Consider the following 25,170-nt stretch of genomic DNA (forward strand, 5'->3'; position numbering starts at 1 on the left):
ATTAGAAGGTCAACTTCAGCTTTTGAAAAATGAGCTTGGCGCATAATTCTGGTGCTTCAAGTGGCAGTAAATGTCCATAGTCATTGAGCACCGTCATTTGCTCACTGGGCACGAATTTATCCCACATTTGGCGCACTTGCTGACTGATAAACATCGACGGCTTACCGATGATTAACTGCACAGGCACTTTGTTGTCGGCAATGAGCTGTTGTAATGGCTTCATAATCAGCGGTGTGCCAAAATAATTGGCGAGTTCTTGCTTGGGTGAAAAACGTAGCGTGAGTTCAGCCTGCTCACCTGCCTCTAAACTATTTTTGGCATAGGTTAAAAGGTTTTCATCGGTGATACGTTTGTACGCTTTATGACGGCGAAGAAACTGATAATACGCATCCACACTGGGCCAGTCGGCTTGTTTGACTTGGGTGCTTTTAAAGGGTTCTCGGGTCATTTTCACCACGCGTGGCACCAAGCTATAAAGCTTGCCTTGCTGGTTGGTAAAGGTGACAGGCTCAAGCAAATAAAGCGCGCTAAACAAATCTGGGCGTTTGGCAGCCGCCATGGTGGTGGCAGTTGCCCCTTGTGAATGCCCGATACCGATGACGGGCTTGCCGTCTCGCTCTGCTAGGGTGGCTTGTAAGAACTCAATCAAGATATCGGCGTCTTGTTCCCGCGTCAGCGCGTTTTCGGTCGGTTTATCGTCCCATTCCCCCCGCATGGTTAGCGCGGTGATGTTAAGATGTTGCGCTAAGTCGTTCAAGAGTGGCTCGTAGACGCCTAATGCAAAACCGTTACCGCCGTAAAAGTGGGCATTCTGGCTGGCGGTGGGGTTTTTGATGTTATAGTATTTGGCGTTTTTGCCGTTTAGATTGATGCGTTGTTCTTCCATGCCAATTGTCCTAATTAATCACTTTTTTAGCCACTTTTTAGTGACTAAAAAGTTGACTTGGTGACTTGATTATAAGACCCAGTGAAAAGTTATGACTAAGCCTTTTGTGACTTAGCATTCACGCTTGCCGTTAGGTAGTATCAAATTTAGCGTAAGTTAGCACTGCCTTTATTTAATCATCTTCGCCAAGAAAACCGCCACTTTGTCTTGCCCATAATTTGGCATACACACCATTTTGAGCTAAAAGCTGGGCATGGCTACCTTGCTCGACGATTTGCCCTCTATCCATCACCACCAATCTATCCATCGACGCAATCGTCGATAATCGGTGGGCAATCGCAATCACCGTCTTGCCTGCCATCATATCGTTAAGGCTGTCAGTGATGGCGTATTCCACTTCGCTATCGAGTGCTGAGGTCGCTTCATCGAGCAGCAAAATCGGCGCATTTTTGAGCATCACACGGGCGATGGCAATGCGCTGGCGTTGTCCGCCCGAGAGCTTGACCCCTCGTTCACCGACTTGGGTATCCAAGCCGACATTGCCTTTGGCGTCACTTAAATGTTGGATAAACTCCCACGCATGCGCTTGTTTGGCGGCGCTGATGATTTCTTCATCGGTGGCATCTGGGCGACCATAGGCAATATTTTCTCGCACGGTGCGGTGCAGTAGTGAGGTATCTTGAGTGACCATGCCGATTTGTTGGCGTAAGCTCTCTTGGGTGACATCGCTGATATTTTGATTATCAATCAAAATCGCGCCACCATCGACATCATAGAAACGCAGTAGCAAATTCACCAAGGTTGATTTACCTGCCCCAGAGCGTCCCACTAGACCGATTTTTTCCCCTGCTTTAATCTCAAGGTTAAAATCATCGAGTAGTTTTTGCTTGGCATCGGCGTCATTGGTTTTATTGCCACTGCGACCATAATTAAAATCGACATGGCTAAAGTTGATTTCGCCTTGCGTGATGATTAAATCCCTAGCATTCGGCTTATCCACCACGGTATGCGGTTTTGACAAGGTTTTCATGCCGTCCTGCACGGTACCGATATTCTCAAACAATGCCGCCGTTTGCCACATTATCCAATGGGTCAAGCCGTTAAGACGCATCGCCATCGCAGTCGCTGCCGCAATCGCTCCCACGCTTAGGCCATTGTAATACCACAGGTACAAACCGAGGGCTACCGTAGTACCGACCAACACCACATTAATCAAATGATTGACCAGCTCAAGGCGAGACACCCAGCGCATTTGCTCATGCACCGTACCCAAAAACTGGCTCATCGCATCTTTGGCATAAGTCAGCTCACGGCGAGAGTGGCTAAATAATTTTACCGTCGTGATATTGGCATACGCATCCGTAATCCGCCCTGTCATCAAAGCACGCGCATCGGCTTGGCGACTGGCAGAGTTTTTAAGCTTGGGGATAAAATACGCCACAGTGGCAAAGAACATCACCATCCACAACAAAAATGGGATAAGTAACCAACCATCAAGGTGAAATAAAATAATGCCACTACTGACAAAATACACCAACACATACACCAGCATATCGGCAATGGTCATAATGGTATCGCGCACCGCAAGCGCGGTTTGCATCACCTTGGCAGACACCCGACCGGAAAACTCGTCTTGATAAAACTGCATCGATTGACCGAGCATTTGACGGTGAAAACGCCAGCGCATCTGCATCGGGAACACGCCTTGCAAGGTCTGAAAATGAATCAGCGAACTTAACCCCACCAAAATCGGGCTGACCACCAACACGGCCGCCATCATTAGCAAACTATCGCCTTTTTCTGCCCACAGATTAGCGGGCGTATAAGCGCCCAGCCAATTGACGATATCGCCAATCCACTTGTACAGTAGCGACTCATACACACCTATCAAGCCTGTCAAGAACATGAAGGCAAAAATCCAACCGCGCAGACCCTTGGTACACGCCCACAGAAACTTCAAAAAATTATCCGTCGGTAGGTTGTAATTGTCTTCTGGATAGACTTCCAGACGATTTTCAAAAAAACGAAATAAACCCATAATTGATTATCAGTAGTTTAAAATTATCTGTGTTATTTTAGCAGATATTGAGGATTGATAGCAGGGTTGCTGACGGCGAGCTACAATCCTTTACATACAAGTAAACAATTTTCAACTTAATCCCTAAGCGGTAGTTATCAAAACTTTTCTATCGCCATAAAAAAGCCATTATCCTAGAATAATAGCTTTTTTTGAGGTTTGTTTAGCCGCTACAATATTGGGTAAAAGTACTAAAATAAAGCAATACAAATGACATTCTTATGAAACCTTATAAAGCTTGTGCGATAGATTGATGATAAGGTAAATTTACTGCGGTTACGGTTAATTCGCCTTTTTTATAGCCACTAATCAAACCGATAAATATCCATACCCAGATTGTAGTGAGCAAAGCTTTCATGCACCACCGACATCACATCCCCTGCCCCTCGCGCAAAAAATACAGGCAGTAAATGCTCGGGCGTTGATGAGTATTGCAAGCCATCAAACATCGCCACAAGATAATTTGATTGTCAAACCGCTGGGCAAAATAGATTTTTATTATGTCGCAAGTCCGCGTTTTCTTGCGCAGCACGAGCCGCCTACGTCTGCAGACACGCTCAGTAAACTGCCAGGGATTTTACCCAACTATACGCACATGGCAACCACACTCAAACCTTATAACAGCAGTAATAACACCGTGATGATGGCACAGATGGCACTGACAGGCATGGGCGCTGCGATATTGCCCGAATGGCTGATTGAGGATGAGATTGCGCAAGGACGACTGGTCAAATTGTTTGAGCAGCCATTTAGCAGCGTATCAATCTATGCGGTCTATATGAATCGGGCATTTTTAAATTTAAAAATACGCTTATTCATTGATTTTTTGGGGGATAACTTAATACAAAACGATTAGCGTAAAAAACGATTAGCCTGTTAACTGTTTTTATCCTTTAGCTCACGAGCCTTAGGGTCGAGTAATCGACGAAGCCGGCATCTGACTGGTTCATGTTGTTTGAATTGTACAAGTTGGGTATTGACTATTGCTATTAGTATGCGCATTATCTGATGATGTATTGCAATAATTTTTAATAAAAAAATTTTTCATATAACAACTTAGTAGAAAAATATTGGTTTAATTTTTCACCAAAATATTTCTCGTGCATCAATTTGGTTCATGTCATGATTTTTATGTGCCTATGGCATAGATTTTTTGTTTTACACTGCACCAACTTCAATTATTCGATTAATTTTGGGGCAAAATTGAGCGATTTTTAATTTATTTTTCAACTATTTAATTGCCTTTCGCTTTGCTTTTTTTGGCATGAAACTTGATGAATTATTTAATAAGTTATCTATAGAATAATTTATCAAGAAAATGTCTGCCATCGTGAGGCAAAAACTATTCCATCTTTTGTCATACATAAGGAGCCAATAATGCCAATTGCCAAAGCATTTGATGAACTGCAACTCGCCGATGGACAATATAGACACTCGGCACAACAGGTGGGTGCTTGGCTTCAAGAGATGAATTCAGACACGTTAATTAGTTTGAATAACCAAGCATCGGATATTTTTTATCGCCGCGGCGTGACCTTCACTGTGTATAGCGATGCCAGCAACATTGAGCGCATGATACCCTTTGATATCATCCCGCGCATCATTGACATTCAAGAATGGCAAGTGATGGAAAAAGGCTGCCAACAACGTATTCGCGCGCTCAATCAATTTATCCATGATATTTATCACGAACAGACGATTGTCAAAGAAGGCATTGTGCCAAGCGAGTTTGTGTTTAAAAACAGTGGCTACGAGCCGTGGATGCTAGGTATCAACTTGGATAAACCCGTCTATGCCCATATCAGCGGCATTGATTTGATTCGCGACCAGCACGGACAATATTGTGTGCTCGAGGACAACTTGCGCACCCCTTCTGGCGTCTCTTATATGCTCGAGAGCCGCAATGTGTCGCAAACCCTACTAAGCAAACTCTACCAATCTCAGTCAGTGTTGCCGGTGGCGGACTATCCACAACGGTTAAAGGCGTGTCTATCGAGCACCACCAACAAATACGACCCACAAATCGTGGTACTCACCCCAGGACGTTTTAACAGTGCCTATTATGAGCATGCGTTTTTGGCGCGTGAGATGAATGTGCCCTTGGTGCATGGCTATGATTTGATTGTAGAAAACAACCATGTCTATATCCAAGGGGTACGCGGCAAGGTACAAGTAGATGTGATTTATCGCCGTATTGACGACCCATTTTTGGATCCGTTGGCGTTTTTACCCGATTCAATCTTGGGGGTGTCAGGGCTGATGAGCGCGTATCGCGCAGGCAATGTGGTGATTACCAACGCCCCAGGCACAGGGATTGCTGACGATAAAAGCCTGTATCCGTTTGTACCCAAGATGATTGAATATTATTTGGGTGAAAAACCGATTTTACCCAATGTGCAAACTTATCAATGCAGTGATGCCGATGAGTTGGCATATGTGCTCGACCATATGCCAGAGTTGGTGATTAAAGAAACGCAGGGCTCGGGGGGGTATGGGATGCTGATAGGACCGACGTCAAGCAAAGAGCAAATTGCCGCTTACCGCAAACGTTTACTAGATAACCCAGCAGGGTTTATCGCCCAGCCGACCATTAGCTTGTCCACCAACCCAACCGCGGTCGCCAGTGGCATCGCACCGCGCCATATTGATTTGCGTCCTTTTGTATTGTCGCATGGCGACGGTACGGTGGATATTGTACCTGGCGGATTGACGCGGGTGGCAATGACCGAAGGCTCATTGGTGGTCAACTCATCCCAAGGCGGCGGGGTCAAAGACACTTGGGTGGTCGATACCGTCAATGGCAAACTCAGCGGCAAACAAGGCACTGCTCATTTGGGCACCATTCAAACCAACCATGAACGAAAATCGCAATCATCGACTTTATTGGCGTATGAAAATATCAACCATAATCGCTTAATTTTACTGTTATCAACAGCGAGTTACTTAGTGTGGCTAGGTCGATACAGTGAGCGCTTACGCTACTATGAACAAATCATTACACGGCTGTCAAATGACCAGTGCAGCCAAATAGACGTCGATGCAATCGTGCACAATCTTGGCTTGCCGATTTCAGCCGATGCCGATGCCTTGTATGACTATCTTGCCAACAAAAAGGTGCCTGAAACCATCGGCTTTATCGAGCAAAATGTCCAAGACGTCAAAGGCGTTATTGGTAAAGATACGGCTGAACTCTATAACCTTATCAAACGTTTGGCCAATACGGGAGCTTACCGCGCTGCTAGCCTACAGCTCTATGCCTGCAATGCGTCAATGCAACAAGAAAACCCGATTGTGGTCACGTTTTGGCAACTCGGACAATGTTTTGAATCGCTGGACTGTCATATACTAATGAAAAAAGATTGCCGTGAGTGCGTGCAAAAACTTAAAGAAGTTGTTAATACCTTGCCAGAAAACACCCGCTGGCGTGAGCTGGATCGATTGGTCAATCAACTGTTAAAGTCTAATCAACCCAAAGATTTTCAGTCACTATCAGGTGCGTTTTCAAATATTTTACAGCAAGGTGTATAAGCCAAATCTATTAGATGACTACCATCATTTCGACAAAAATAAGCAGTTAGTGAGAGCACAATGAGACTTATAATCAGCCACCAAACCAATTATTTTTATGAACAACTTGCCTTACGCAGTGTGCAATACATCCGCATGACGCCGATGACACTACCCCACCAGACCATCCATAACTGGCAAGTGATGCTGCCTAAAGTCGCACAAATGCAAACGGATGGCTTTGGCAACCAATGGCTCACCCTAAGCCGTCATGAACCGCACAACAACTTGCAAATTCAAGCCTTTGGCGAAGTGGAAATTAACGCTGATACCTTATTGATCCCTGATAATCAGCAAGTGCCATATCAGATTTTTGCCGTACCCACCAAGCTGACCCAATGCTCCGAAGCCATGCGTGACTTTGCTCATGACGCGCTTGCGCAGTTTTTGCAAAGTGAGGACATCGATACGCAGTTAGCCATCCTCAAGTCATTGGCAAAAGACTTGCTCGATAAAATGCCCTATACCAAAAGCGTGACCCATGTCGGCACCACAGCAGAGCAAGCGTTTGCGATGGCGGCTGGGGTGTGCCAAGATCATACCCATGTATTTTTGGCGCTGCTGCGGGATAAAGGCATTGCAGCGCGCTATGTATCGGGTTATATTTATGAAGCGACCCAAGCGCATATGGCAAGCCATGCATGGGCAGAGGTCTGGCTTGCGGGTAATTGGTACACCTTTGATATCTCTAACCAACATTTTACCCCCAATTCCCATGTCTATATCGCCTTTGGGCGTGACTATGCCGATGCGGCGCCAGTGCGCGGGGTGCGCACAGGGGGCGGTGATGAGCGACTTTATAGTCAAGTCATGGTATCTACAAGCCCCCAGTACATACCGCAGCTTAACGCGCAGTTTGCAGCGCAGCAGTAATTTGCCACTATTGATTCACCAATATTTGCTAAACCAATATTTGCTAAAAAGGAACAACCATGACCTATTGTGTGGGTATCAGACTCAAAGACGGGATGATTTTCGCCAGTGATACTCGCACCAATGCGGGCGTCGACCAAGTATCGATGTTTCGCAAAATGTATCAATACGGCATTGAAGGCGAGCGGTTTTTGGTGCTACAAACCGCAGGCAACTTGGCTACGTCACAAGCGGTATTTACCAAATTAGATAACGCCATCAAACTTGCGCAAGAGCGTAATTTGCATACCGTCCCTACCCTGTATGATGCTGCGCAATTGGTGGGTGAATGCCTGCGAGAAACCACCATCCATGCCCAAACCATCGCACAAGAAACGGATACCAAGTTTAGAAGCAGTTTTATTTTGGGTGGGCAAATCAAGGGGCAATCCCCCGAAATTTATTTTATCTACCCTGAAGGCAATTGCATCAGAGCAACGACCGATACGCCTTTTTTCCAGTTAGGGGAAAGTAAATATGGCAAACCTATTTTAGACCGTTCCATGAATTATGACGCATCACTCAAATCAGCAATGCGAGCCATTCTGATTTCTTTTGATTCAACCATCCGCTCCAACCTATCCGTCGGTATGCCCATTGATGTGTTGGTCTATCACAATGACAGCCTACAGATGCCACAAGGGTATCGCATTGATGAAAACGATGAGTACTTTGCTAGCATCCGCCAACATTGGTCAGATGGGCTGAGAAAAATTCTGAATGAACTTGAAGACTCACCGGTGAGCTATTGGCAATAGCAAGTGTCACACAGTTAAAAATCAACCATACGTCAAACCATCTAGCAGGTTCTTCACTGTGCCCTCGCCTGTCGATTTATACCGCTTTTTTGGTTATACCGCGCTTTTGGTTATAGCGTTTTTGGCATATACCGTTCTTGAGACATAATGTGCTCCCGTCTATATCGATCAATCCTAGGCAATTGAATGGCTATATTGCCATAGATAATGCAAATACCTTGGGTTTTTGGTAGGCGATAATTTTGGTGGGTATGCTATCATGTGATTTTTTATGATTGTTTGGTTTTTATGCTATGCAGCTAACTGATTTGGCACCTTGGGGTGAATCACTCAGAATCGCCGTAGAAGTCATCGGCACCATTGCTTTTGCCTTGTCAGGTATCTTGGCAGGCGTGCGCAAACGTATGGATATGTTTGGGGTAGCGGTGCTGGGATTTTTATCGGCGTATGGGGGTGGCACGCTGCGTGATATTTTGCTAGAGCGGCGGCCGTTTTTTTGGGTGTCCCAAGAGCTGATGTTATGGCTGGTGTTTGCGCTTTGTATTGTGGTGATGCTAGTCAATAGCCGCCGCCCGTTTCGTATCACGCCTGCGGCGATTCAATTGGCAGATGCGTTAGGGTTGGGCTTGTTTGTCGCCTCTGGGGTACAAGCGTCACTGGCAAGCGGTATGCCGATGGCGGTATCAGTCATTATGGGGATTATTACTGGGGTATTCGGCGGGGTGATGCGTGATATCGCCTGTGGTGAGATGCCCACCGCGTTTTTTGACCATCGTCCGTATGCCATGTGTGCGTTGGTTGGCGGCTGGGTGTATGCGATTTTGGCGGTTTACAGCTCGCTTGCCGCTTGGGTGATTATGTTCATCAGTACCGTCACTACCACAGGGCTGCGTATTGCCGCGCTGGTGTTTAATTATCATTTACCCGGTTGGAAAAAAAGCGCCTCTTAGTCAACAGATAGGGTAGTTAACAGATTAGGTAGCCATCCATCAGATTTGGTAGCCATAAGATGTGGCTTGGCTGTGCCAATCCGTTAATGAATTCAAGGCTTTATCAAGCAGACGATGCAACTGATCCCATTCTTGCCCGCTCATCTGATTAAAAAACTTTGCTTCAAGCCCGCGACCAATCGTCTCACAAGTTTGCCAAGCCTCTTCACCTGTCGCTGTCAAGCGTAGCTGCTGAATACGGTTATCTTGTTTATCTGGAATTTTTTCTATCATACCGCGCTGCTCAAGCCCGGCTAAATATTTGGATAACAGCGTTTTATCCAGTACTAATTTTACTTTAAGTTCGCTTGAAGTGATATTTGGGTAATCATGAATCAGTCTAAGTAGACGTATTTCTTTGACTCGCAGCCCGCAAGCTTTACGGTACAATGGCTCGGCGGCATTAAGCACAAGGATTTTGATGACGTCAAGCTTGTAAGTCAGATAGGCATGATTGTTGGTTGGGGTTGGGATGTCAAGCGCTGCCGCTGCCAGATAATGATACAGCGACATCTCACTGTCGCTATCTAAGCTTGGCGTATGGGTATTGCGAGCAATAGTCGGTGTCGGCATAGAGATGGCTTACTTTTGTCAGATGATTTATTCCACAGTATAGCCGAAAGCTTGCATTTCCCATACCAGTTGCTCAGCAAAACTCTACATAGTGCATTGATTATTATAGCTCGCTGATTAAAGATAACTTTGATTGCTTGAGTTTGATTCCTTTAATTCATTAGGTTTGATTGATGAGGTTGATAGCGGTCGCCACCATGAAAAAATTTTTAACAACCCCATTTGATGCTATTCCATCGTCGATATCCATCGTCTCGTCAATGACGGCTAAGTCGCTATTAAAAACAATCAAGCTTACACCAATCGCTCGACCGCTTTTTTCTTCCAAACAAATTGGTAGTACAAGCCTTGTAAAACGCTCATCACTATAAAGTTCGCCACATACGCCCACCAAATGCCTTGGAGTCCAAAATGACGACTGAGTAAAATCGCACTGGGAATCTCTACCAATAAGATAGTGCCGATACTGATAAACATGGGCTGCCACACCATGCCCGTTGCGCGCATCATGCCACTAAAAATCATGCCACTGCTAAAGAAAAGCAAACTCCATAACACAATATGTAATAACTGCTGCGCCAGTACAATCACGCCTTCCACCGTGATAAACATCGCCATCAAATAACGGGAAAAAAGATACGCCAAAACAATCAACCCACCCGTAATAATGAGATTGGTCATCATGGCAGTGCGAGTGACGCAGTTTAGGGCTGTCGCCTTACCTGCGCCAATCGCTTGCGAGGCATAAATTGATGCCGCTATCGCAATCGACATGGCAGGAAATTGCACATAGCTCAACACTTGGTTGACTGCGCCATAAGCTGCGGTGGCATTGGTACCAAAGCCATTGACCAGCCCAATAATCACCAAACCGGATATCGCGCCCGTGACCATCTGAAACGCGGTAGGTAAACCCAACCGAATCACTTTACGCGCGATATCAGGTTGGATGCGTATATATTTGAGCAATTGAGTATCAATTTGTAAGGGGTGATTTTTGGCACGGGTATAAAAAAACAAAAACAGCAATACCAACAACTGTGACAATAAAGTCGCAATCGCAGGGGCTTGGATATCGAGCTTGGGTAACCCAAACCAACCTTGAATGAGCGCAGGCGTCACCACAATCCCAATCACAATGGAAATACCCACGGCAAACAGGGGCGTCACCGAATCGCCAACCCCGCGCAATAACGAAGTATAAGCGATAAATAAAAACAGTAGCGGACTTCCTGCCAACATCAACTTGGCATAACGGTTTGCCAAGCCTTGAATCTCAGTAGGGACGCCCATCTGCACAATGATAAATTGACTGAGCAAGCTACCTGCAATCGCAATCATCACCCCTAATATCAAAATAATTGCAAAGCTATTGCCCGTAATTCGTTTGACCAAATCCAACTCTTTGGCACCCCAAGCCTGCCCTACCAAAATCGATGAGCCTGAAGCGATACCGATGATAAATGCCATCAAAAAAAACAGCACTGGCGCAAACACCGATACGGCGGCAATCGCCTGTACCCCTAGCATCTGCCCAACAAAAATGGTATTAATCGTCCCTGACAGCGATTGCAAGATATTGGTCAGCAGTAAAGGCAACAAGAAAAACAAAAACGGTCGCCATAGCGTGCCAACTGAACTAAAATCTGGAAGTTGTTGTGATTTTTTCATACCGTCAAATTTACTTAATAATCTTAATAATAATGATAACGATGGCTAATTTAATTATTTTTTTATTACTGACCTGCTAGGTAAGTTTTATACAATGTTAGATGTCAACCCAAAGCGTATCGAAAGGCCAAAATCTACCGACGCTGGCAAAATTTCGTTCATGGTAAACGATTGCCCAACAACATATCGCAATAAAATGTTAACTATCTTTCGTTATCACTCGTCATTTTACCGCTTACTTTAACAAAGATAACAAACGACACATATTCTCAAACTTTTATGGTCGATAACTCTGTTAAACTTTATCCTGTGCTTTGGTGCATAAGTGGCGATAACCAGCCGCTTTGATAATGACAGAATCAAAAAACTCACTAAAAAAGAGAACAATAATGACAACCGACAACCAAACCGATACCCAGCAATTTCGCAGCGAAAAAGATACTATGGGCGCCGTCAATGTCCCTATAGATGCCTACTGGGGCGCGCAAACCGAGCGTAGCCGCAATAACTTTAAAATCGGTGGCGAAACCCTACCACAGCCGCTGATTGAAGCCATGGCACTGGTCAAAAAAGCCGCCGCCATCACCAATGCCAAATTAGGGCGTATCAGTGATGACAAACGTGACCTTATTGTGCAGGCCGCCGATGAAATCATCAACGGGGCGCTGCGTGACCAATTTCCTTTGGTGGTTTGGCAGACAGGTTCTGGCACCCAGTCAAATATGAACATGAATGAAGTGATTGCCAACCGTGCCAATGAACTTGTCGGTCAAGGCAAAGGTCGTTATCAGCCGATTCATCCCAATGACGATGTCAATCATGCACAATCTACCAATGACAGTTTTCCCACCGCGATTCGGGTAGCGGCGGCGCGTCAGATTGTCTATCTGCTTATCCCTGCAGTGCAAAAACTGCGTAACACCTTAGCAAGTAAATCCGAGCAGTTTGCTGGCATTGTAAAAATCGGACGTACCCATCTGCAAGACGCCACCCCTTTGACGCTAGGACAAGAGTTTAGCGGCTATGTCAGTCAGTTAGATCATGCGCTCATTCGTCTAGATGCCGCGCTACAGGGTCTGTATGAACTGCCTTTAGGTGGTACTGCAGTGGGTACCGGATTAAACGCTCACCCTGACTACGCCGAGCAGGTCGCGCAAACCCTAGCTGCGTTGACCGGTGTACCTTTTGTCACCGCGCCCAATAAATTTGAAGCGTTAGCGGCCAGAGACGCTGAAGTTTTTGCCTCAGGTGCCCTAAAAACCTTGGCAGCGAGCCTCAATAAAATTGCCAATGATGTGCGCTGGCTGGCTTCAGGTCCTAGATGTGGGATTGGCGAGCTTAGAATCCCTGAAAATGAGCCAGGCTCATCCATCATGCCAGGTAAAGTCAATCCGACCCAGTCTGAAGCTATGACGATGGTCGTGGCACAAGTGATGGGTAACGATGTCACCATCAATATGGCGGGGGCGTCGGGTAATTTTGAACTCAATGTATTTATGCCAGTCATCGGCTACAACCTACTACAATCGATTCGCTTACTGGCCGATACTTGTGACAGCTTCAATGAACATTGCGCGGTAGGCATCGAGCCTGTGACAGAAAAAATTGATTATTTCTTGCACAACTCGTTGATGTTAGTCACCGCGCTCAATCGCCATGTCGGCTATGAAAATGCAGCAAAAATTGCCAAAACTGCTTATAAAGAAAATAAAACCTTAAAACAAGTCGCGGTTGAGTTAGGTTTATTGACTGACGCCCAATTTGATGAGTGGGTCAAACCTGAAGCCATGACGAGTCCAAAGTAATGTGAAGGTTAATGCAGCGTAATCGCACTGTTTGATCAATCAATTTTTATCAGCAAATTTTTAGCCAGATGACAACCTTCTGGCTAAAAGCTAACTCACGTATCGTTGGCTATTTACTAAATCGCCACTAGCTCCCTGATGCCTTTTTCTGGCATATCACTGCCCATGCCTTGGGCAATGACTTGCCCCCGTGACATAACCGTATAGTTGTCGGCAAGTTCTTCGGCAAAGTCATAAAACTGCTCGACCAAAATAATCGCCATATCACCTTGGTCAGCCAAGCGACGAATCACCCGCCCGATATCTTTGATAATCGATGGCTGAATCCCTTCAGTCGGCTCGTCCAAAATCAGCACCCGTGGCTCAGAAGCCAGCGCCCTGGCTATCGCTAATTGTTGTTGTTGACCGCCTGACAAGTCACCGCCGCGGCGCTGGCTCATCTCATCGAGCACGGGAAAAATCTCGTACAAATGGCTTGGGACTTTTTTGGCTTTGCTACCTTTAAACTTTGCCATGCCAATCAAGATATTTTCTTCTACGGTTAAGGTTGAGAAAATATCTCGCCCTTGTGGCACATACGCCATGCCTGCGCGCACACGGTTTTCGGGCGATAATTTGCTGATGTCTTTACCATCGAGCAAAATTTGACCCGATTTAATCGGTAAAACCCCCATCAGGCACTTTAACAGTGTGGTTTTACCCACGCCATTGCGACCAAGTACCACAGAACACTCACCCACAGGCGCGGTCAAACTGACATCGCGCAGAATATGACTACCGCCATAATATTGATTGATTGTGTTTACTTCTAACATCGCTATCCCCTATCGCCCTAGATATTTTTCGATGACATCGTCGTTGGCTTGTACTTCAGCAAGCGTCCCTTCTGCCAAAATTGCCCCTTGCGCCAATACCGTCACTTGCTCACTGATGGTGTCAATAAAGCTCATGTCATGCTCAACCACCACCAAGGTATGGTCTTTTTTGAGCTCCAAACATAGCTCGGCGGTGCGTTCGGTTTCGGCATCGGTCATGCCTGCCACTGGCTCATCGAGCAAAATCAGCTTGGGGCGCTGCATCAGTAGCATCCCAATTTCCAGCCATTGTTTTTGCCCGTGCGACAACAATCCTGCAGGTTTATTGACAAACTCACCCAAGCGAATCGTGGCTAAAGTCTGGTCAAGGGCATTTTGGGCATCTGGGTCAAGCTTGCTAAACAGGCTTTTTTTGACCCGCTTGTCTTTGGGTGCGGCAAGCAATAGGTTTTCCATGACGGTAAAATTTTCAAACACCGTGGGTTTTTGAAATTTTCGCCCAATGCCAGCTTCGGCAATTTGCTCGGTGGTCATGCTGGCAAGATTGTGGGTTTGTCCAAAATATACTGACCCTTCCGTGGGGCGAGTTTTACCGGTAATCACGTCCATCAGCGTGGTTTTACCCGCACCGTTAGGTCCGATAATACAACGCAGCTCGCCTTCTTTGATGTACAAGGATAAGTTGTTTAAGGCGCGAAATTTATCAAACCACACGCTGACATCTTCCATATATAGGGCAATGCCTTTGCTAAAATCCGCTTCTGGTGACTTTAGCCGTCCGTAGTTGCTCTCAGCAAAGTCATTGATATTATTATCGTTTGTATTCATAACAGACTCTTTGATGTGTTATTAATGGGGTGTTTATGGGGTATTAGTCATCGAGTATAATCAAACTAACTACTTGGTTGCAGGCGGTCAGCATGACGCCGCTGCCGCCCCTGAAGCCCCTGCTGCCTAAGATTCTTTTTTTGCTTCTATGTTTGTTTCCATATTTTTTACGCTTGGCTCGACCGTTTTTTTGCCATGCGTGATGTTGTCCAATAGACCAATAATGCCTTTGGGTAAAAACAAGGTGACGACCACAAACAACCCGCCCAAAATCAATAGCCAAGCTTCGGGATATGCCACGGTAAAGTAAGTTTTCACCGCATTGACCACACCTGCGCCCAATATCGCCCCAATCAGCGTGCCGCGTCCACCTGTGGCAACCCAGACCGCCATTTCAATCGAGTTGACAGGGTTCATCTCACTGGGGTTGATAATGCCCACTTGTGGTACATACAACGCGCCAGCAATCCCTGCGATAATCGCCGATAACACCCACGCAGATAGCTTGTACCATAGGGTACGGTAGCCAAGGTATTGCAAACGGTTTTCGCTATCACGCACGGCGCCCAATACGCGACCATACGGCTTGTGCATCAAATAACGCAAGCCAAGGTAGGCAAGCATCAGCACGAGCGCTGTGGCAAAACATAGCAAGGTGCGCGTCATGGGAGCAGCGATATCCATGCCCAAGATGGTTTTAAACCCGGTAAAACCGTTGTTACCACCAAACCCAGTTTCGTTACGGAAAAATAGGAGTGATGCGGCAAACACCATGGCTTGGGTGATAATTGAGAAATACACGTCTTTGATTTTTGAGCGAAAAGCAAAAAACCCAAATATAAAAGCCACCAATGCCGGCACCAGCACCACCAATATCGCCGCCCAAGCAAAGTTGTCTGTACCTGCCCAAAACCAAGGCATTTTATCCCAGCTCAAAAACCGCATAAACTCCGGTAAGCTGTTGCCTGATGCTTGGCGCATCAGATACATACCCATCGCATACCCGCCAAGGGCAAAGTACAAGCCATGCCCAAGGCTCAAAATCCCCGCATATCCCCATACCAAATCCAGTGCTAATGCAACCATCGCCAGACACATGATTTTGCCAATCAAAGTGACCCAATAAGCGGATAAATGCAGCGCCGAATCGGCAGGCAGCAAATGCAACCAAGGCAATACCATCAACACCGCAAAACAGCCCATAATTGCCAAGCGACTCACTGGTTTATCTGCAAATAATTGTAAAATACGCATTTTTTAACTCTCCAATGATTACTCGACAAAACGACCTTTAAGGGCAAACAAACCTTGTGGGCGTTTTTGGATAAATAGCACCACCAGCACCAACAAAATGATTTTGGCAATTACCGCACCCATGCCAATCTCAAGCACGGTGCCACTCACGCCTAGACCCAAGGCTGCCAGTACTGCCCCCCAAATTTGACCGACACCGCCGACCACTACTACCAAGAAAGCATCGATGATGTAGTTTTGCCCCAAATCAGGACCGACGTTGCCCACTTGCGCCAAAGCGCAGCCTGCCAAACCTGCCAAGCCAGAGCCGAGCCCAAACGCCATCATATCGACACGCGCAGAGCGAATACCCACTGCGCGCGCCATTTGCCGGTTTTGGGTCACGGCACGTACAAACAAACCAAAACGGGTGTATTTGAGTAAAAACACCAGTAACAACAATACGATAATGGTAAAACCGATAATCGCAATACGGTTATATGGCAACATCAAACTTGGGGTCAAGGCGACAGCACCGCTTAGCCATGAAATATTGGAGACTTCGACGTTTTGTGCCCCAAAAATCATGCGAACTAACTGCATCAGAATCAAACTCACCCCAAACGTGGCAAGCAAGGTTTCTAGCTGTCTGCCATATAGCGGACGTATCACCACCCGCTCAATAATCATGCCAATGACCGCACTCACCAAAAACGCCAGCGGAATCGCTGCAAGCATGTACCAATCGACATAGCCTGCCAAATGGCTTTTAAAAAAACTTTGCACCACATAGGTGGTATAGGCACCAATCATAATGAGCTCACCATGCGCCATGTTAATGACACCCAATAGACCGTAAGTAATGGCAAGCCCCAACGCCGCCAACAACAAAATACTGGCGGTGCTGAAGCCAGAAAACACGTGTCCTGTCCACTCACTGGCTTTGATACGCGATTTGACTTTGTCTTGGGTTGTTTGTAAGGCTTGTTTGAGCTCGGGTGAATGGCTGGTTTGTTTTGCCATCCCTTCGATATCGGCTAATACATCGGGACTGTTACTGGACGCCAAGGTTTTTAATGCCGCAATCTGGGCCATCTCATCGCCCGATTGCAAATCCATACGCGCTTGCAGTTGCGCCAATGCTGCTTTTACCGTACTGTCTTTTTCATTGGCATAAATATCGGCAACGGTTTTTTTATCGAGTGTGGCGATGTTGTCGGCTAAGATATCCACCGCTTTAAGACGCTCGCTGGCATCGTCGGATTTGAGTTTGGCTTTGGTCTGCCCTAGTGTCAACGCCGAACGCAGCGCGTTATTGAGTGTGACTTGGTTTAGGTCGCTTGGCCAATTGCTTACCAAGGTATGGGCAGGATAGCGGTAGAGTTGGTCGGTATTTTCTAGGGTATAGACATTGCCGGCATCATCACGGTACAGCTCGTCTTTGTTAATCAGCTCGACCAGTTTGTCATAGGATTGGCTGGTGCCTGTCCAGTTGTTGAGCATGGCTTGACGCCCCGCAAAATCGGCGGCTACGAATTTTTGAATATCATCGCCTGCGCTGGCTGTAGTGGTTGTAGCTGCGGTAGTTGGGACTGCTGTGGTTACTGTAGGGGTCATCGTAGTGGCCGAAGCGGTAGTTGCCTGTGCATTACTCACGCTTGGCAACGCAATGCCCATCGTGGTCGCTAGCGACATGCCGAGCACAATTTTTTTACTTTTTTGCAAAAACTGCCCGAGAGAATGATTACCATTGAGCATGATGGTCGCTCCTTAGTCTGTATGATTAATCTTTATGATTAGTCCATCTGTTTGGTGGTGTGACGGATCAATGTTTAAATCAATAAAAGGTGAAATCGTAAAATTTTGGCAAAAAAATAAGCCATACCAGCTGGGGTATTGATGCGCGGTATGGCTGTCACAACATCGATTGTTAACTTCATTCAAGCTTATTTGAAAAGCTTATTTCGGGATACTTATTTTGGAATATAAGGACTCCAAGGTTCCGCTTTAATGGCATCTTTGGTTTTGTAAACCACATCAAACTGACCATCGGCACGGATTTGCCCGATCATCACAGGTTTGTGTAAGTGGTGATTTTCGGCATCCATGGTTAGCGTGTAGCCCGATGGCGCGGCAAAACTTTGACCTGCCATGGCAGCACGGACTTTATCCACGTCGGTGGAGCCCGCTTTTTCAACCGCTTGTTTCCACATATTGATACCCACATAGGTGGCTTCCATGGGGTCATTAGTCACTACTTTATCGGCATTTGGCAGTTTGTGGTCAATGGCGTATTTTTTATAAGCGTTCACAAACTTGATGTTTACAGGGTTTTTGACTGATTGAAAGTAGTTCCATGCGGCCAAGTGTCCGACTAATGGCGTGGTGTCGATACCACGAAGTTCTTCTTCGCCCACAGAGAACGCCATCACAGGAATATCCGCCGCTTTGATGCCTTGGTTACCCAGCTCACGGTAGAAAGGGACGTTTGAGTCACCATTGATGGTGGAGATAACCGCAGTCTTTTTACCCGCTGAGAATTTTTTGATATTACCCACGATGGTTTGGTAGTTGTTAAAGCCAAATGGGGTGTATTCTTCCATGATGTCGCTATCTGCCACGCCTTTAGACTTTAAGAAAGCCCGTAAAATCTTATTGGTGGTACGGGGATATACATAGTCAGTCCCTAATAACACAAAGCGTTTGGCACCGCCGCCTTCTGGTGACATCAAGTATTCAACCGCAGGAATGGCTTGTTGGTTGGGCGCGGCGCCAGTATAAAAGATGTTTTTGGACTGCTCTTGTCCTTCGTACTGCACAGGGTAGAATAATAAGCCGTTTAATTCTTCAACCACAGGCAACACGGACTTACGAGAAACCGATGTCCAGCAACCAAAGATAACCGCGACTTTGTCTTGTGTCAGTAGCTGGCGCGTTTTTTCGGCGAACAATGGCCAGTCTGAGGCAGGGTCGACAACCACAGGCTCAAGTTTTTTGCCCATCACCCCACCTTTGGCATTGATTTCGTCAATCGCCATCAATGCGGTGTCTTTGAGCGATGTTTCAGAGATTGCCATGGTGCCTGAAAGTGAATGCAAGATACCCACTTTGATGGTATCACCATTGCTAGGGGCAGGTGCACTACCGGTGGCAGCAGTGGTTGACGTGCCACTGGCTGGTTTGGCGTCACTTGATGATTGCGGTTTTGAACAACCTGTCAACATCATACTGCCCGTTACCGCTAGGGCAACCAAGGATCTGCCAAATGCACGACGGCTTAATTGAGGCTCAGTCGTGGTTAGCTCGGTGGTTTTTTTGTCTAACATGTGTCACTCCTAAAATAGATGGATTGCCGTTTTAAGGTAGGGCGTAACGGATAGGCTTTGGCTATCGGTTGCTGGTTGTCTTAACTGACTATAATGACAATTCAATTAGTGTGCCAATCTGCATGTTAAAAGCTATTTTTGAAAATTTTATCAATTAAATCAAAAGGTTGAATTGGAATAGTTAAAAACAGTTATTTCAAACAATCGCCCATTGCCTAAATGCTGCTACTAGGTAAAAAATGGGCAAACTTTGGCGACCTTAGCGATTTCACCAATCTGATGAACTGGAGGGATTTTTTGCACTATTACCATTCACCTGTCATTTATTTGACATTGCTCTAGCATTCCTATGGCATTCATCTAGCATTGATTGACGCTAAACAACGCTTTATCGTCAGTGTCTTTATGACATTACCCAATTTGTTGCATAAAAAAAGTGCAAGCCCGACAGCTTGCACTCTTTATCAAAAATGTTGTTAATCCCTAGTTAGCCAATACCAGTGCCATGCCCAATGCCGCCATAATTGAAGGTAGCCAAGACAGCTTGGGATGCGCATGGGATTGTGATTTTACCCAATTCATCACCCCTGCACCCACAGCAAACAAGGCGGACATCGCGGTTATCATGCCTAAGCCAAATCCTTGACTCACGCTACTGACTGGCATCTCCACGGCATGCGCCATACCATGAAATAGCGTCAAACCAAATAAACTGAGCGCCATCATGAGCGAAAAGCTTTTCTGATTGGCTTGTGCTATCTTGGTGCGCTGCGCCAAAACTGCGACCGCTGTCAACACCACCGATAGCAAAATCGCACCTTCAATAATCGATGAGCCAATCGCCACATGAAATAGTTGCACCAAAGCAAAGCCTGACAGTAAGCTTGTCACCAACAAGCCTAGACCCAGTTTTTTGTGACGGGCAAACACCATGCCCATGCCAACTGCAAGCACCACGTGGTCAAGACCTGAAATTGGGTGCATGAGCCCTGCGGTGACGGCCTGCATTAAATCTACCGAACTTGCACCTGCATGCTGGGTTAAACCATGACCGACATGCGCCACTGCCACACTTGAAAGGCTAACAAGCGCGGTTGCCAACATCGTTTTTTGGGTTGTTTTTTGGGTTGTTTTTTGGTTTAAAGTTTTCATTAGGTCTCCTTGATTTTATCGCATTTTTTACATATTTTCGCTTGAGCTGGGTAAATGTTGGACAGGCTGTGACGGAATCTCTAGCGCTGTTAGCATGCCCTGTTGTTGGATAAATTTGATAATGTCATCCAAACCGTCTTGAGTTTTCATGTTGCTAAACACAAACGGCTTATCGCCGCGCATTTTTTTGGCGTCTTTGTCCATAATCGACAAATCCGCGCCCACGAGTGGCGCAAGGTCGGTTTTATTGATAATGAGCAAATCTGATTTGGTAATCCCGGGTCCACCTTTGCGGGGGATTTTGTCGCCTGCACTCACATCAATCACATAAATAGTCAAATCCGACAACTCTGGGCTAAAGGTCGCCGCCAAGTTATCACCGCCTGATTCAATGATAATCAGCTCAAGACCGTCAAAGCGATTTTGCAAGGTGGCCACGGCATTAAGATTAATCGACGCATCTTCACGAATCGCCGTGTGCGGACAGCCGCCCGTTTCCACCCCAATAATCCGCTCAGCGGGCATGGCATCATGGCGGGTCAAAAACTCCGAATCTTCTTTGGTATAAATATCGTTGGTAATCACCGCCATGTTGTACACGTCTTTGAGACGGCGACACAGACTCAAGGTCAAAGCGGTTTTGCCAGAGCCAACAGGCCCGCCAATGCCAAGGCGTAACGGGGATAAGCGAGGTTGTTGGGTTGAGGTTTTTTGGGTAAAGCCAGTCATGGGGTTTCCTTGTGATTGATGTTGAAGACGGGTTGTTAAAGACAGGGTTTAGGAACGAAACAGACGACTATATTGTTGTTCATGATGACAGGATAATTCTGCCAACGACGGTACAGACGCTGATAGTTGCAAGTGGTTGATTAAAATAAGTAATGTTTGGGCATGCTGCTGTGCTTGTAAAAATTGTGGCGCAATGTCTTTTAGAGCAGCCATAACATCTTGCGGATGATTGATGGCTGTCAATGCCATTTTGACTTTGCTGGCTTGCGTTTGGCAAAGCTTGGCAATCGGTTCATCCATCGCTTGCCCCAATTGCCAAATAATACGTTGACCTGCCATTTGTCCCAGCGGTAAGGTTTTGACAATCGCTAAGGTCAGATTTTCCATTTGAGCAAACGCATAGGTCGTCAGGCTATCGGCTATCGGCAGTTGCCAAAAATACGCCAAGCGAGCGAATAACGGTAAATAGCCTTGCGCTATCCAATCTTGTGGCATCGCAAGGTCGAGCACGCCATCGAGCCAAGCACAAAATGCCTGCGCCAATTGTTGACTCTCTAATAAAAATTCATGGCTATCACGGCTTGCCCCATAAAAATTGGCTAGACTATCCACCAAGCTGTGGTGATTTTTGTACGCTGATAGCTGCATCATACTTGCCATCAGCGGCAATTCAAAATTCAGTAAGACTTCTTGCTGATACGCCTGCAAAAACGCCAAACTACTGGCTTCATCATGAATAAAGCCTTGCTCAATGGCAGACTCCACGCCTTGGGAATAGGTATAACTACCAATTGGCAAATTGCTCGACGCCAGCATCATCAGCTTAAGCAATTGTTGTGGCGGTGTCGTCTGTGTGAGGTGCGATGTTGTTGTCATCGTTTTCATAAAAAAAACGTGGCTTTGGTTAAATCACCGACGATTGGGCTTTGCGTGTCGGCATGGCTTAACCGATTATCATGCCCATGTGAATGCCCGCCATGCCCATACGCCCCTGTTTCGGGTTCAAAAGCGTGTGCCACTTCGCTCACGGTTAAGCCTAACTTCACCAGCATATCGGCAAGCACATAATCGGGCTCAAAGTACAAGGCATACTGCGCTTGACCCTGCTCAACGAGCATCAGTGGTACATGACGATTGCCCAAATGATACGCCCCGCGCATCAGTTCAAAGGCATTGTCGGCGGTGACTTTGGTGAGGGTTTGTGGTTTGGCAAAAATTTGTATCATGTCGCCTGACGCATTTTGTACCACATCACCATCTTTTAACGTGCCAGTACGGGGCAAATCTATGCCAATGGCTTCACCATTTTGCAGGTTCGCACGAAAGCGTGACCGCTGGCGTGTGTCAAAGTCTATTTGTAGATAATTTCCTTTTTCTTTTTGATGCTTTAATTTTTCAATCTGATTTTGGGTTAAATCTGATGGATTGATTCGCTTGTTATAAATTTTCATTGTTACTCTTTTCTAATTTCTCTAGATATTCAGAAATGTTGCCATTCCAACCACATTTTTGACAACGACCATTTTTTAATTCATGCACGCACTTTTCATACCCATAAAGTTGATGTGAACAGTTAGGACATAAATTTGACATCGGTGAAACTTATTCAAAAAATTCACTACTGCATTCATCGCAAGTTTTGATAGTTATATTTTGTTTTACCATATATTTAATGCCTAACTTTGCATTGGGAATATGCGATACGCCCCTACATTCAAATGGTTAAAATAGAAAATACCGCTGTGCCATTGGCAACACGGCCGACGGCTCGCAAGTGAGAAGCTGACCATCCGCCCGCACTTCATAGGTTTCTGGGTTGATCGACATCTCAGGGCAATAGCTATTAAACCGCATATCTTTTTTGCGAATGTTGCGAATACCCTGCACGGGTCGAATCACTTTTTGCAAACCAAGTTTGTGTTGGATATTGTTGTCAAAGGCGATTTTGGATACAAAGGTGATACTGGTTTGGTGGGTGGCTTTGCCAAAGCTTGCGAACATCGGACGATAATGCACCGGCTGCGGGGTTGGGATGGAGGCATTAATATCACCCATCGGATAAGCGGCGATGCTACCACCTTTTAAAATCGTGTCAGGTTTGACCCCAAAGAATTTGGGCGACCATAGCACCAAGTCCGCCCATTTACCGACTTCTACCGAACCGACTTCCTCGGCAATACCGTGGGTAATGGCGGGATTGATGGTGTATTTGGCGATATAGCGTTTGATGCGAAAATTGTCATTTTCTGTCACTGTATCTTCGGTCACTGGGTCGATGTCATGAAGGTCACTGTTAAACGCATTTTGGCTCACTGTATCGGGTGCTAAAAATCCGCGTTGGCGTTTCATTTTATCCGCCGTTTGCCAAGTGCGAATAATCACCTCGCCCACTCGTCCCATCGCTTGCGAGTCGCTACTCATCATCGAGATTGCCCCCAAATCATGCAAAATATCTTCAGCGGCGATGGTTTCTTGGCGGATACGGCTCTCAGCAAAGGCGATATCTTCGGCAATCGCAGGGCTCAGATGGTGACAGACCATCAGCATGTCGAGATGCTCATCGATGGTGTTGATAGTAAACGGTCGCGTGGGGTTGGTCGAAGACGGCAACACATGCGGCTCGCCAATCGCCCGCAAAATATCAGGGGCGTGCCCGCCGCCTGCGCCTTCGGTGTGAAAGGTGTGAATACAGCGGTCTTTAAAGGCATTTAGCGTGCTTTCTAGATAGCCACTTTCGTTGAGCGTATCGGTATGAATCGCCACTTGCACATCATACTCTTCGGCAACGCTCAAGCAGTTGTCAATCGCTTGCGGCGTGGTGCCCCAGTCTTCATGCAGTTTTAGCCCGACCACGCCCGCTTCGATTTGCTCGATAATCGGCTGCGGCAAGCTGACATTGCCTTTGCCAAGTAGCCCAATGTTCATGGGCATATCATCAAGGGCTTTGAGCATGGTTTCGATATGGTATTTGCCGTTGGTGCAGGTGGTGGCAAGCGTGCCTTGGGCAGGCCCTGAACCACCACCAATCATGGTGGTTATCCCAGACATCAACGCAACTTCCGCCTGCTGTGGCGCGATAAAGTGAATATGCGTATCAATCCCGCCCGCGGTCAAAATTTTGCCTTCACCTGCAATAATCTCAGTGCTTGCGCCAATGGCAATGGTAACATTGGGCTGAATATCGGGGTTACCCGCCTTGCCAATCGCCCAAATTCGGCTATCTTTAATCGCCACATCGGCTTTATAAATCCCGGTATAATCCAAGATAAGCGCGTTGGTAATCACGGTATCAGCCACTTCGGCAAACGGGCGCTGACCTTGCCCCATGCCGTCACGAATCACTTTGCCACCGCCAAATTTGACCTCTTCACCATAGCTGGTAAAGTCTTTTTCCACTTCGAGCCACAGCTCGGTATCAGCAAGGCGCAGTTTATCGCCCACGGTTAAGCCAAAATGCTCGGCATACATTTGGCGGGGTACGGTTTTTTGTGATTTTGGTAAACTTGCGATATCAACAGATGCGGTGGCTTGTCCCATCACCCGCCCAGCAAACCCAAAAATCGCCTTATTGCCACCAAACTCGACCAGTTCGACTGATCGCGCTTGCCCGGGCTCAAAGCGCACGGCCGTACCCGATAAGATATTTAAGCGAAACCCAAGCGCCTTGTCACGGTCAAACGCCAGTGCGTCATTGGCTTCGGCAAAATGGTAGTGAGAGCCGATTTGAATCGGTCTGTCGCCAGTGTTTTTGACCAAAATAGTTTGGACGGCGCGTCCTTCATTAAGGATAATGGCTTGGTCTTTTAGCTTATATTCGCCAACTTTCATGGTTTACCCCTTATACTGTTT

21 protein-coding genes are annotated in these 25,170 nt (G+C 46.4%); 6 read left to right on the top strand and 15 right to left on the bottom strand.

The annotated features are described in order from the left end of the window. Position 1: 1 nt before the first annotated feature. The 3 genes from ACAM39_RS10680 to ACAM39_RS10690 all read right to left on the bottom strand — a co-directional run bounded on the left by ACAM39_RS10680 (position 2) and on the right by ACAM39_RS10690 (position 3,400). Positions 2-886 (bottom strand): alpha/beta fold hydrolase, encoded by an 885-nt coding sequence (locus ACAM39_RS10680; protein WP_369627657.1) that lies wholly within the window; start codon positions 884-886, stop codon positions 2-4. A 172-nt stretch (positions 887-1,058) separates the two neighbouring features. Then, complete coding sequence (locus tag ACAM39_RS10685) at positions 1,059-2,924, bottom strand: ABC transporter ATP-binding protein (protein ID WP_369627658.1); 1,866 nt, start codon at positions 2,922-2,924, stop codon at positions 1,059-1,061. A 344-nt stretch (positions 2,925-3,268) separates the two neighbouring features. Then, positions 3,269-3,400: a hypothetical protein gene (locus tag ACAM39_RS10690; RefSeq protein ID WP_472828211.1), complete on the bottom strand. Its 132-nt coding sequence runs from the start codon at positions 3,398-3,400 to the stop codon at positions 3,269-3,271. Here ACAM39_RS10690 and ACAM39_RS10695 point away from each other — a divergent pair. From ACAM39_RS10695 to ACAM39_RS10715, 5 genes are all read left to right on the top strand, one after another. Continuing rightward, a complete protein-coding gene (locus ACAM39_RS10695; RefSeq protein ID WP_369627659.1) occupies positions 3,388-3,819 on the top strand; it encodes a LysR substrate-binding domain-containing protein in 432 nt (143 codons plus the stop codon). The genes ACAM39_RS10690 and ACAM39_RS10695 overlap by 13 nt on opposite strands. 521 nt (positions 3,820-4,340) lie before the next feature. Next, on the top strand, positions 4,341-6,491 hold the full coding sequence (locus ACAM39_RS10700; protein WP_369627660.1) for a circularly permuted type 2 ATP-grasp protein: 2,151 nt from the start codon (positions 4,341-4,343) through the stop codon (positions 6,489-6,491). Between the two features lie 60 nt (positions 6,492-6,551). Continuing rightward, complete coding sequence (locus ACAM39_RS10705; protein ID WP_369627661.1) at positions 6,552-7,403, top strand: transglutaminase family protein; 852 nt, start codon at positions 6,552-6,554, stop codon at positions 7,401-7,403. A 59-nt stretch (positions 7,404-7,462) separates the two neighbouring features. Next, entirely contained in the window at positions 7,463-8,200 is a 738-nt protein-coding gene (locus tag ACAM39_RS10710; protein ID WP_135887651.1) for a proteasome-type protease, read from the top strand. 293 nt (positions 8,201-8,493) lie between these two features. After that, positions 8,494-9,150 carry a trimeric intracellular cation channel family protein gene (locus ACAM39_RS10715; RefSeq protein WP_369627662.1) on the top strand — a complete coding sequence of 219 codons (657 nt, stop codon included), beginning with the start codon at positions 8,494-8,496 and terminating at the stop codon, positions 9,148-9,150. Positions 9,151-9,189: 39 nt separating this feature from the next. Here the strand turns inward: ACAM39_RS10715 and ACAM39_RS10720 are convergent, their stop codons facing one another. Both ACAM39_RS10720 and ACAM39_RS10725 read right to left on the bottom strand, forming a co-directional pair. Further along, on the bottom strand, positions 9,190-9,762 hold the full coding sequence (locus ACAM39_RS10720) for a MarR family winged helix-turn-helix transcriptional regulator (protein ID WP_369627663.1): 573 nt from the start codon (positions 9,760-9,762) through the stop codon (positions 9,190-9,192). Positions 9,763-10,056: 294 nt separating this feature from the next. Next, positions 10,057-11,433 carry an MATE family efflux transporter gene (locus tag ACAM39_RS10725; RefSeq protein WP_128681592.1) on the bottom strand — a complete coding sequence of 459 codons (1,377 nt, stop codon included), beginning with the start codon at positions 11,431-11,433 and terminating at the stop codon, positions 10,057-10,059. A 389-nt stretch (positions 11,434-11,822) separates the two neighbouring features. On the opposite strand from ACAM39_RS10725, the gene fumC reads away from it, so the two are divergent. Next, entirely contained in the window at positions 11,823-13,238 is a 1,416-nt protein-coding gene (gene fumC / locus ACAM39_RS10730; protein WP_369627664.1) for a class II fumarate hydratase, read from the top strand. Between the two features lie 116 nt (positions 13,239-13,354). Here the strand turns inward: fumC and urtE are convergent, their stop codons facing one another. The 10 genes from urtE to ureC all read right to left on the bottom strand — a co-directional run bounded on the left by urtE (position 13,355) and on the right by ureC (position 25,149). Then, positions 13,355-14,053 carry an urea ABC transporter ATP-binding subunit UrtE gene (gene urtE, locus ACAM39_RS10735; RefSeq protein ID WP_369627665.1) on the bottom strand — a complete coding sequence of 233 codons (699 nt, stop codon included), beginning with the start codon at positions 14,051-14,053 and terminating at the stop codon, positions 13,355-13,357. 9 nt (positions 14,054-14,062) lie between these two features. Beyond that, on the bottom strand, positions 14,063-14,881 hold the full coding sequence (gene urtD / locus ACAM39_RS10740) for an urea ABC transporter ATP-binding protein UrtD (RefSeq protein WP_076774723.1): 819 nt from the start codon (positions 14,879-14,881) through the stop codon (positions 14,063-14,065). A gap of 126 nt (positions 14,882-15,007) precedes the next feature. Further along, the gene (gene urtC / locus ACAM39_RS10745) at positions 15,008-16,135 is read right to left on the bottom strand and encodes an urea ABC transporter permease subunit UrtC (RefSeq protein WP_369627666.1); all 1,128 of its coding nucleotides are present in this window, start codon (positions 16,133-16,135) and stop codon (positions 15,008-15,010) included. An 18-nt stretch (positions 16,136-16,153) separates the two neighbouring features. Then, positions 16,154-17,731, bottom strand: a complete 1,578-nt coding sequence (gene urtB, locus ACAM39_RS10750; RefSeq protein ID WP_369628609.1) for an urea ABC transporter permease subunit UrtB — start codon at positions 17,729-17,731, stop codon at positions 16,154-16,156. A gap of 356 nt (positions 17,732-18,087) precedes the next feature. Further along, entirely contained in the window at positions 18,088-19,341 is a 1,254-nt protein-coding gene (urtA, locus tag ACAM39_RS10755) for an urea ABC transporter substrate-binding protein (protein WP_051500570.1), read from the bottom strand. A 582-nt stretch (positions 19,342-19,923) separates the two neighbouring features. Then, complete coding sequence (locus ACAM39_RS10760; RefSeq protein ID WP_369627667.1) at positions 19,924-20,592, bottom strand: HupE/UreJ family protein; 669 nt, start codon at positions 20,590-20,592, stop codon at positions 19,924-19,926. Between the two features lie 27 nt (positions 20,593-20,619). Then, positions 20,620-21,321: an urease accessory protein UreG gene (ureG, locus tag ACAM39_RS10765; RefSeq protein WP_369627668.1), complete on the bottom strand. Its 702-nt coding sequence runs from the start codon at positions 21,319-21,321 to the stop codon at positions 20,620-20,622. Positions 21,322-21,369: 48 nt separating this feature from the next. Further along, on the bottom strand, positions 21,370-22,197 hold the full coding sequence (locus tag ACAM39_RS10770) for an urease accessory protein UreF (RefSeq protein WP_369627669.1): 828 nt from the start codon (positions 22,195-22,197) through the stop codon (positions 21,370-21,372). Positions 22,198-22,202: 5 nt separating this feature from the next. Beyond that, positions 22,203-22,772: an urease accessory protein UreE gene (gene ureE, locus ACAM39_RS10775; RefSeq protein WP_369627670.1), complete on the bottom strand. Its 570-nt coding sequence runs from the start codon at positions 22,770-22,772 to the stop codon at positions 22,203-22,205. A gap of 271 nt (positions 22,773-23,043) precedes the next feature. Continuing rightward, a complete protein-coding gene (gene ureC, locus ACAM39_RS10780; RefSeq protein WP_369627671.1) occupies positions 23,044-25,149 on the bottom strand; it encodes an urease subunit alpha in 2,106 nt (701 codons plus the stop codon). Positions 25,150-25,170 lie beyond the last annotated feature (21 nt).

It is taken from the genome of Moraxella sp. K02 (assembly GCF_041154755.1).
Classification (GTDB): Bacteria; Pseudomonadota; Gammaproteobacteria; order Pseudomonadales; family Moraxellaceae; genus Faucicola.

Coding starts and splice junctions, on each gene's coding strand:
- ACAM39_RS10680 (WP_369627657.1), bottom strand. CDS start 886: ATGGAAGAACAACGCATCAATCTAAACGGCAAAAACGCCAAATACTAT.
- ACAM39_RS10685 (WP_369627658.1), bottom strand. CDS start 2,924: ATGGGTTTATTTCGTTTTTTTGAAAATCGTCTGGAAGTCTATCCAGAA.
- ACAM39_RS10695 (WP_369627659.1), top strand. CDS start 3,388: ATGAGTATTGCAAGCCATCAAACATCGCCACAAGATAATTTGATTGTC.
- ACAM39_RS10700 (WP_369627660.1), top strand. CDS start 4,341: ATGCCAATTGCCAAAGCATTTGATGAACTGCAACTCGCCGATGGACAA.
- ACAM39_RS10705 (WP_369627661.1), top strand. CDS start 6,552: ATGAGACTTATAATCAGCCACCAAACCAATTATTTTTATGAACAACTT.
- ACAM39_RS10710 (WP_135887651.1), top strand. CDS start 7,463: ATGACCTATTGTGTGGGTATCAGACTCAAAGACGGGATGATTTTCGCC.
- ACAM39_RS10715 (WP_369627662.1), top strand. CDS start 8,494: ATGCAGCTAACTGATTTGGCACCTTGGGGTGAATCACTCAGAATCGCC.
- ACAM39_RS10720 (WP_369627663.1), bottom strand. CDS start 9,762: ATGCCGACACCGACTATTGCTCGCAATACCCATACGCCAAGCTTAGAT.
- ACAM39_RS10725 (WP_128681592.1), bottom strand. CDS start 11,433: ATGAAAAAATCACAACAACTTCCAGATTTTAGTTCAGTTGGCACGCTA.
- fumC (WP_369627664.1), top strand. CDS start 11,823: ATGACAACCGACAACCAAACCGATACCCAGCAATTTCGCAGCGAAAAA.
- urtE (WP_369627665.1), bottom strand. CDS start 14,053: ATGTTAGAAGTAAACACAATCAATCAATATTATGGCGGTAGTCATATT.
- urtD (WP_076774723.1), bottom strand. CDS start 14,881: ATGAATACAAACGATAATAATATCAATGACTTTGCTGAGAGCAACTAC.
- urtC (WP_369627666.1), bottom strand. CDS start 16,135: ATGCGTATTTTACAATTATTTGCAGATAAACCAGTGAGTCGCTTGGCA.
- urtB (WP_369628609.1), bottom strand. CDS start 17,731: ATGACCCCTACAGTAACCACAGCAGTCCCAACTACCGCAGCTACAACC.
- urtA (WP_051500570.1), bottom strand. CDS start 19,341: ATGATGTTGACAGGTTGTTCAAAACCGCAATCATCAAGTGACGCCAAA.
- ACAM39_RS10760 (WP_369627667.1), bottom strand. CDS start 20,592: ATGAAAACTTTAAACCAAAAAACAACCCAAAAAACAACCCAAAAAACG.
- ureG (WP_369627668.1), bottom strand. CDS start 21,321: ATGACTGGCTTTACCCAAAAAACCTCAACCCAACAACCTCGCTTATCC.
- ACAM39_RS10770 (WP_369627669.1), bottom strand. CDS start 22,197: ATGACAACAACATCGCACCTCACACAGACGACACCGCCACAACAATTG.
- ureE (WP_369627670.1), bottom strand. CDS start 22,772: ATGAAAATTTATAACAAGCGAATCAATCCATCAGATTTAACCCAAAAT.
- ureC (WP_369627671.1), bottom strand. CDS start 25,149: ATGAAAGTTGGCGAATATAAGCTAAAAGACCAAGCCATTATCCTTAAT.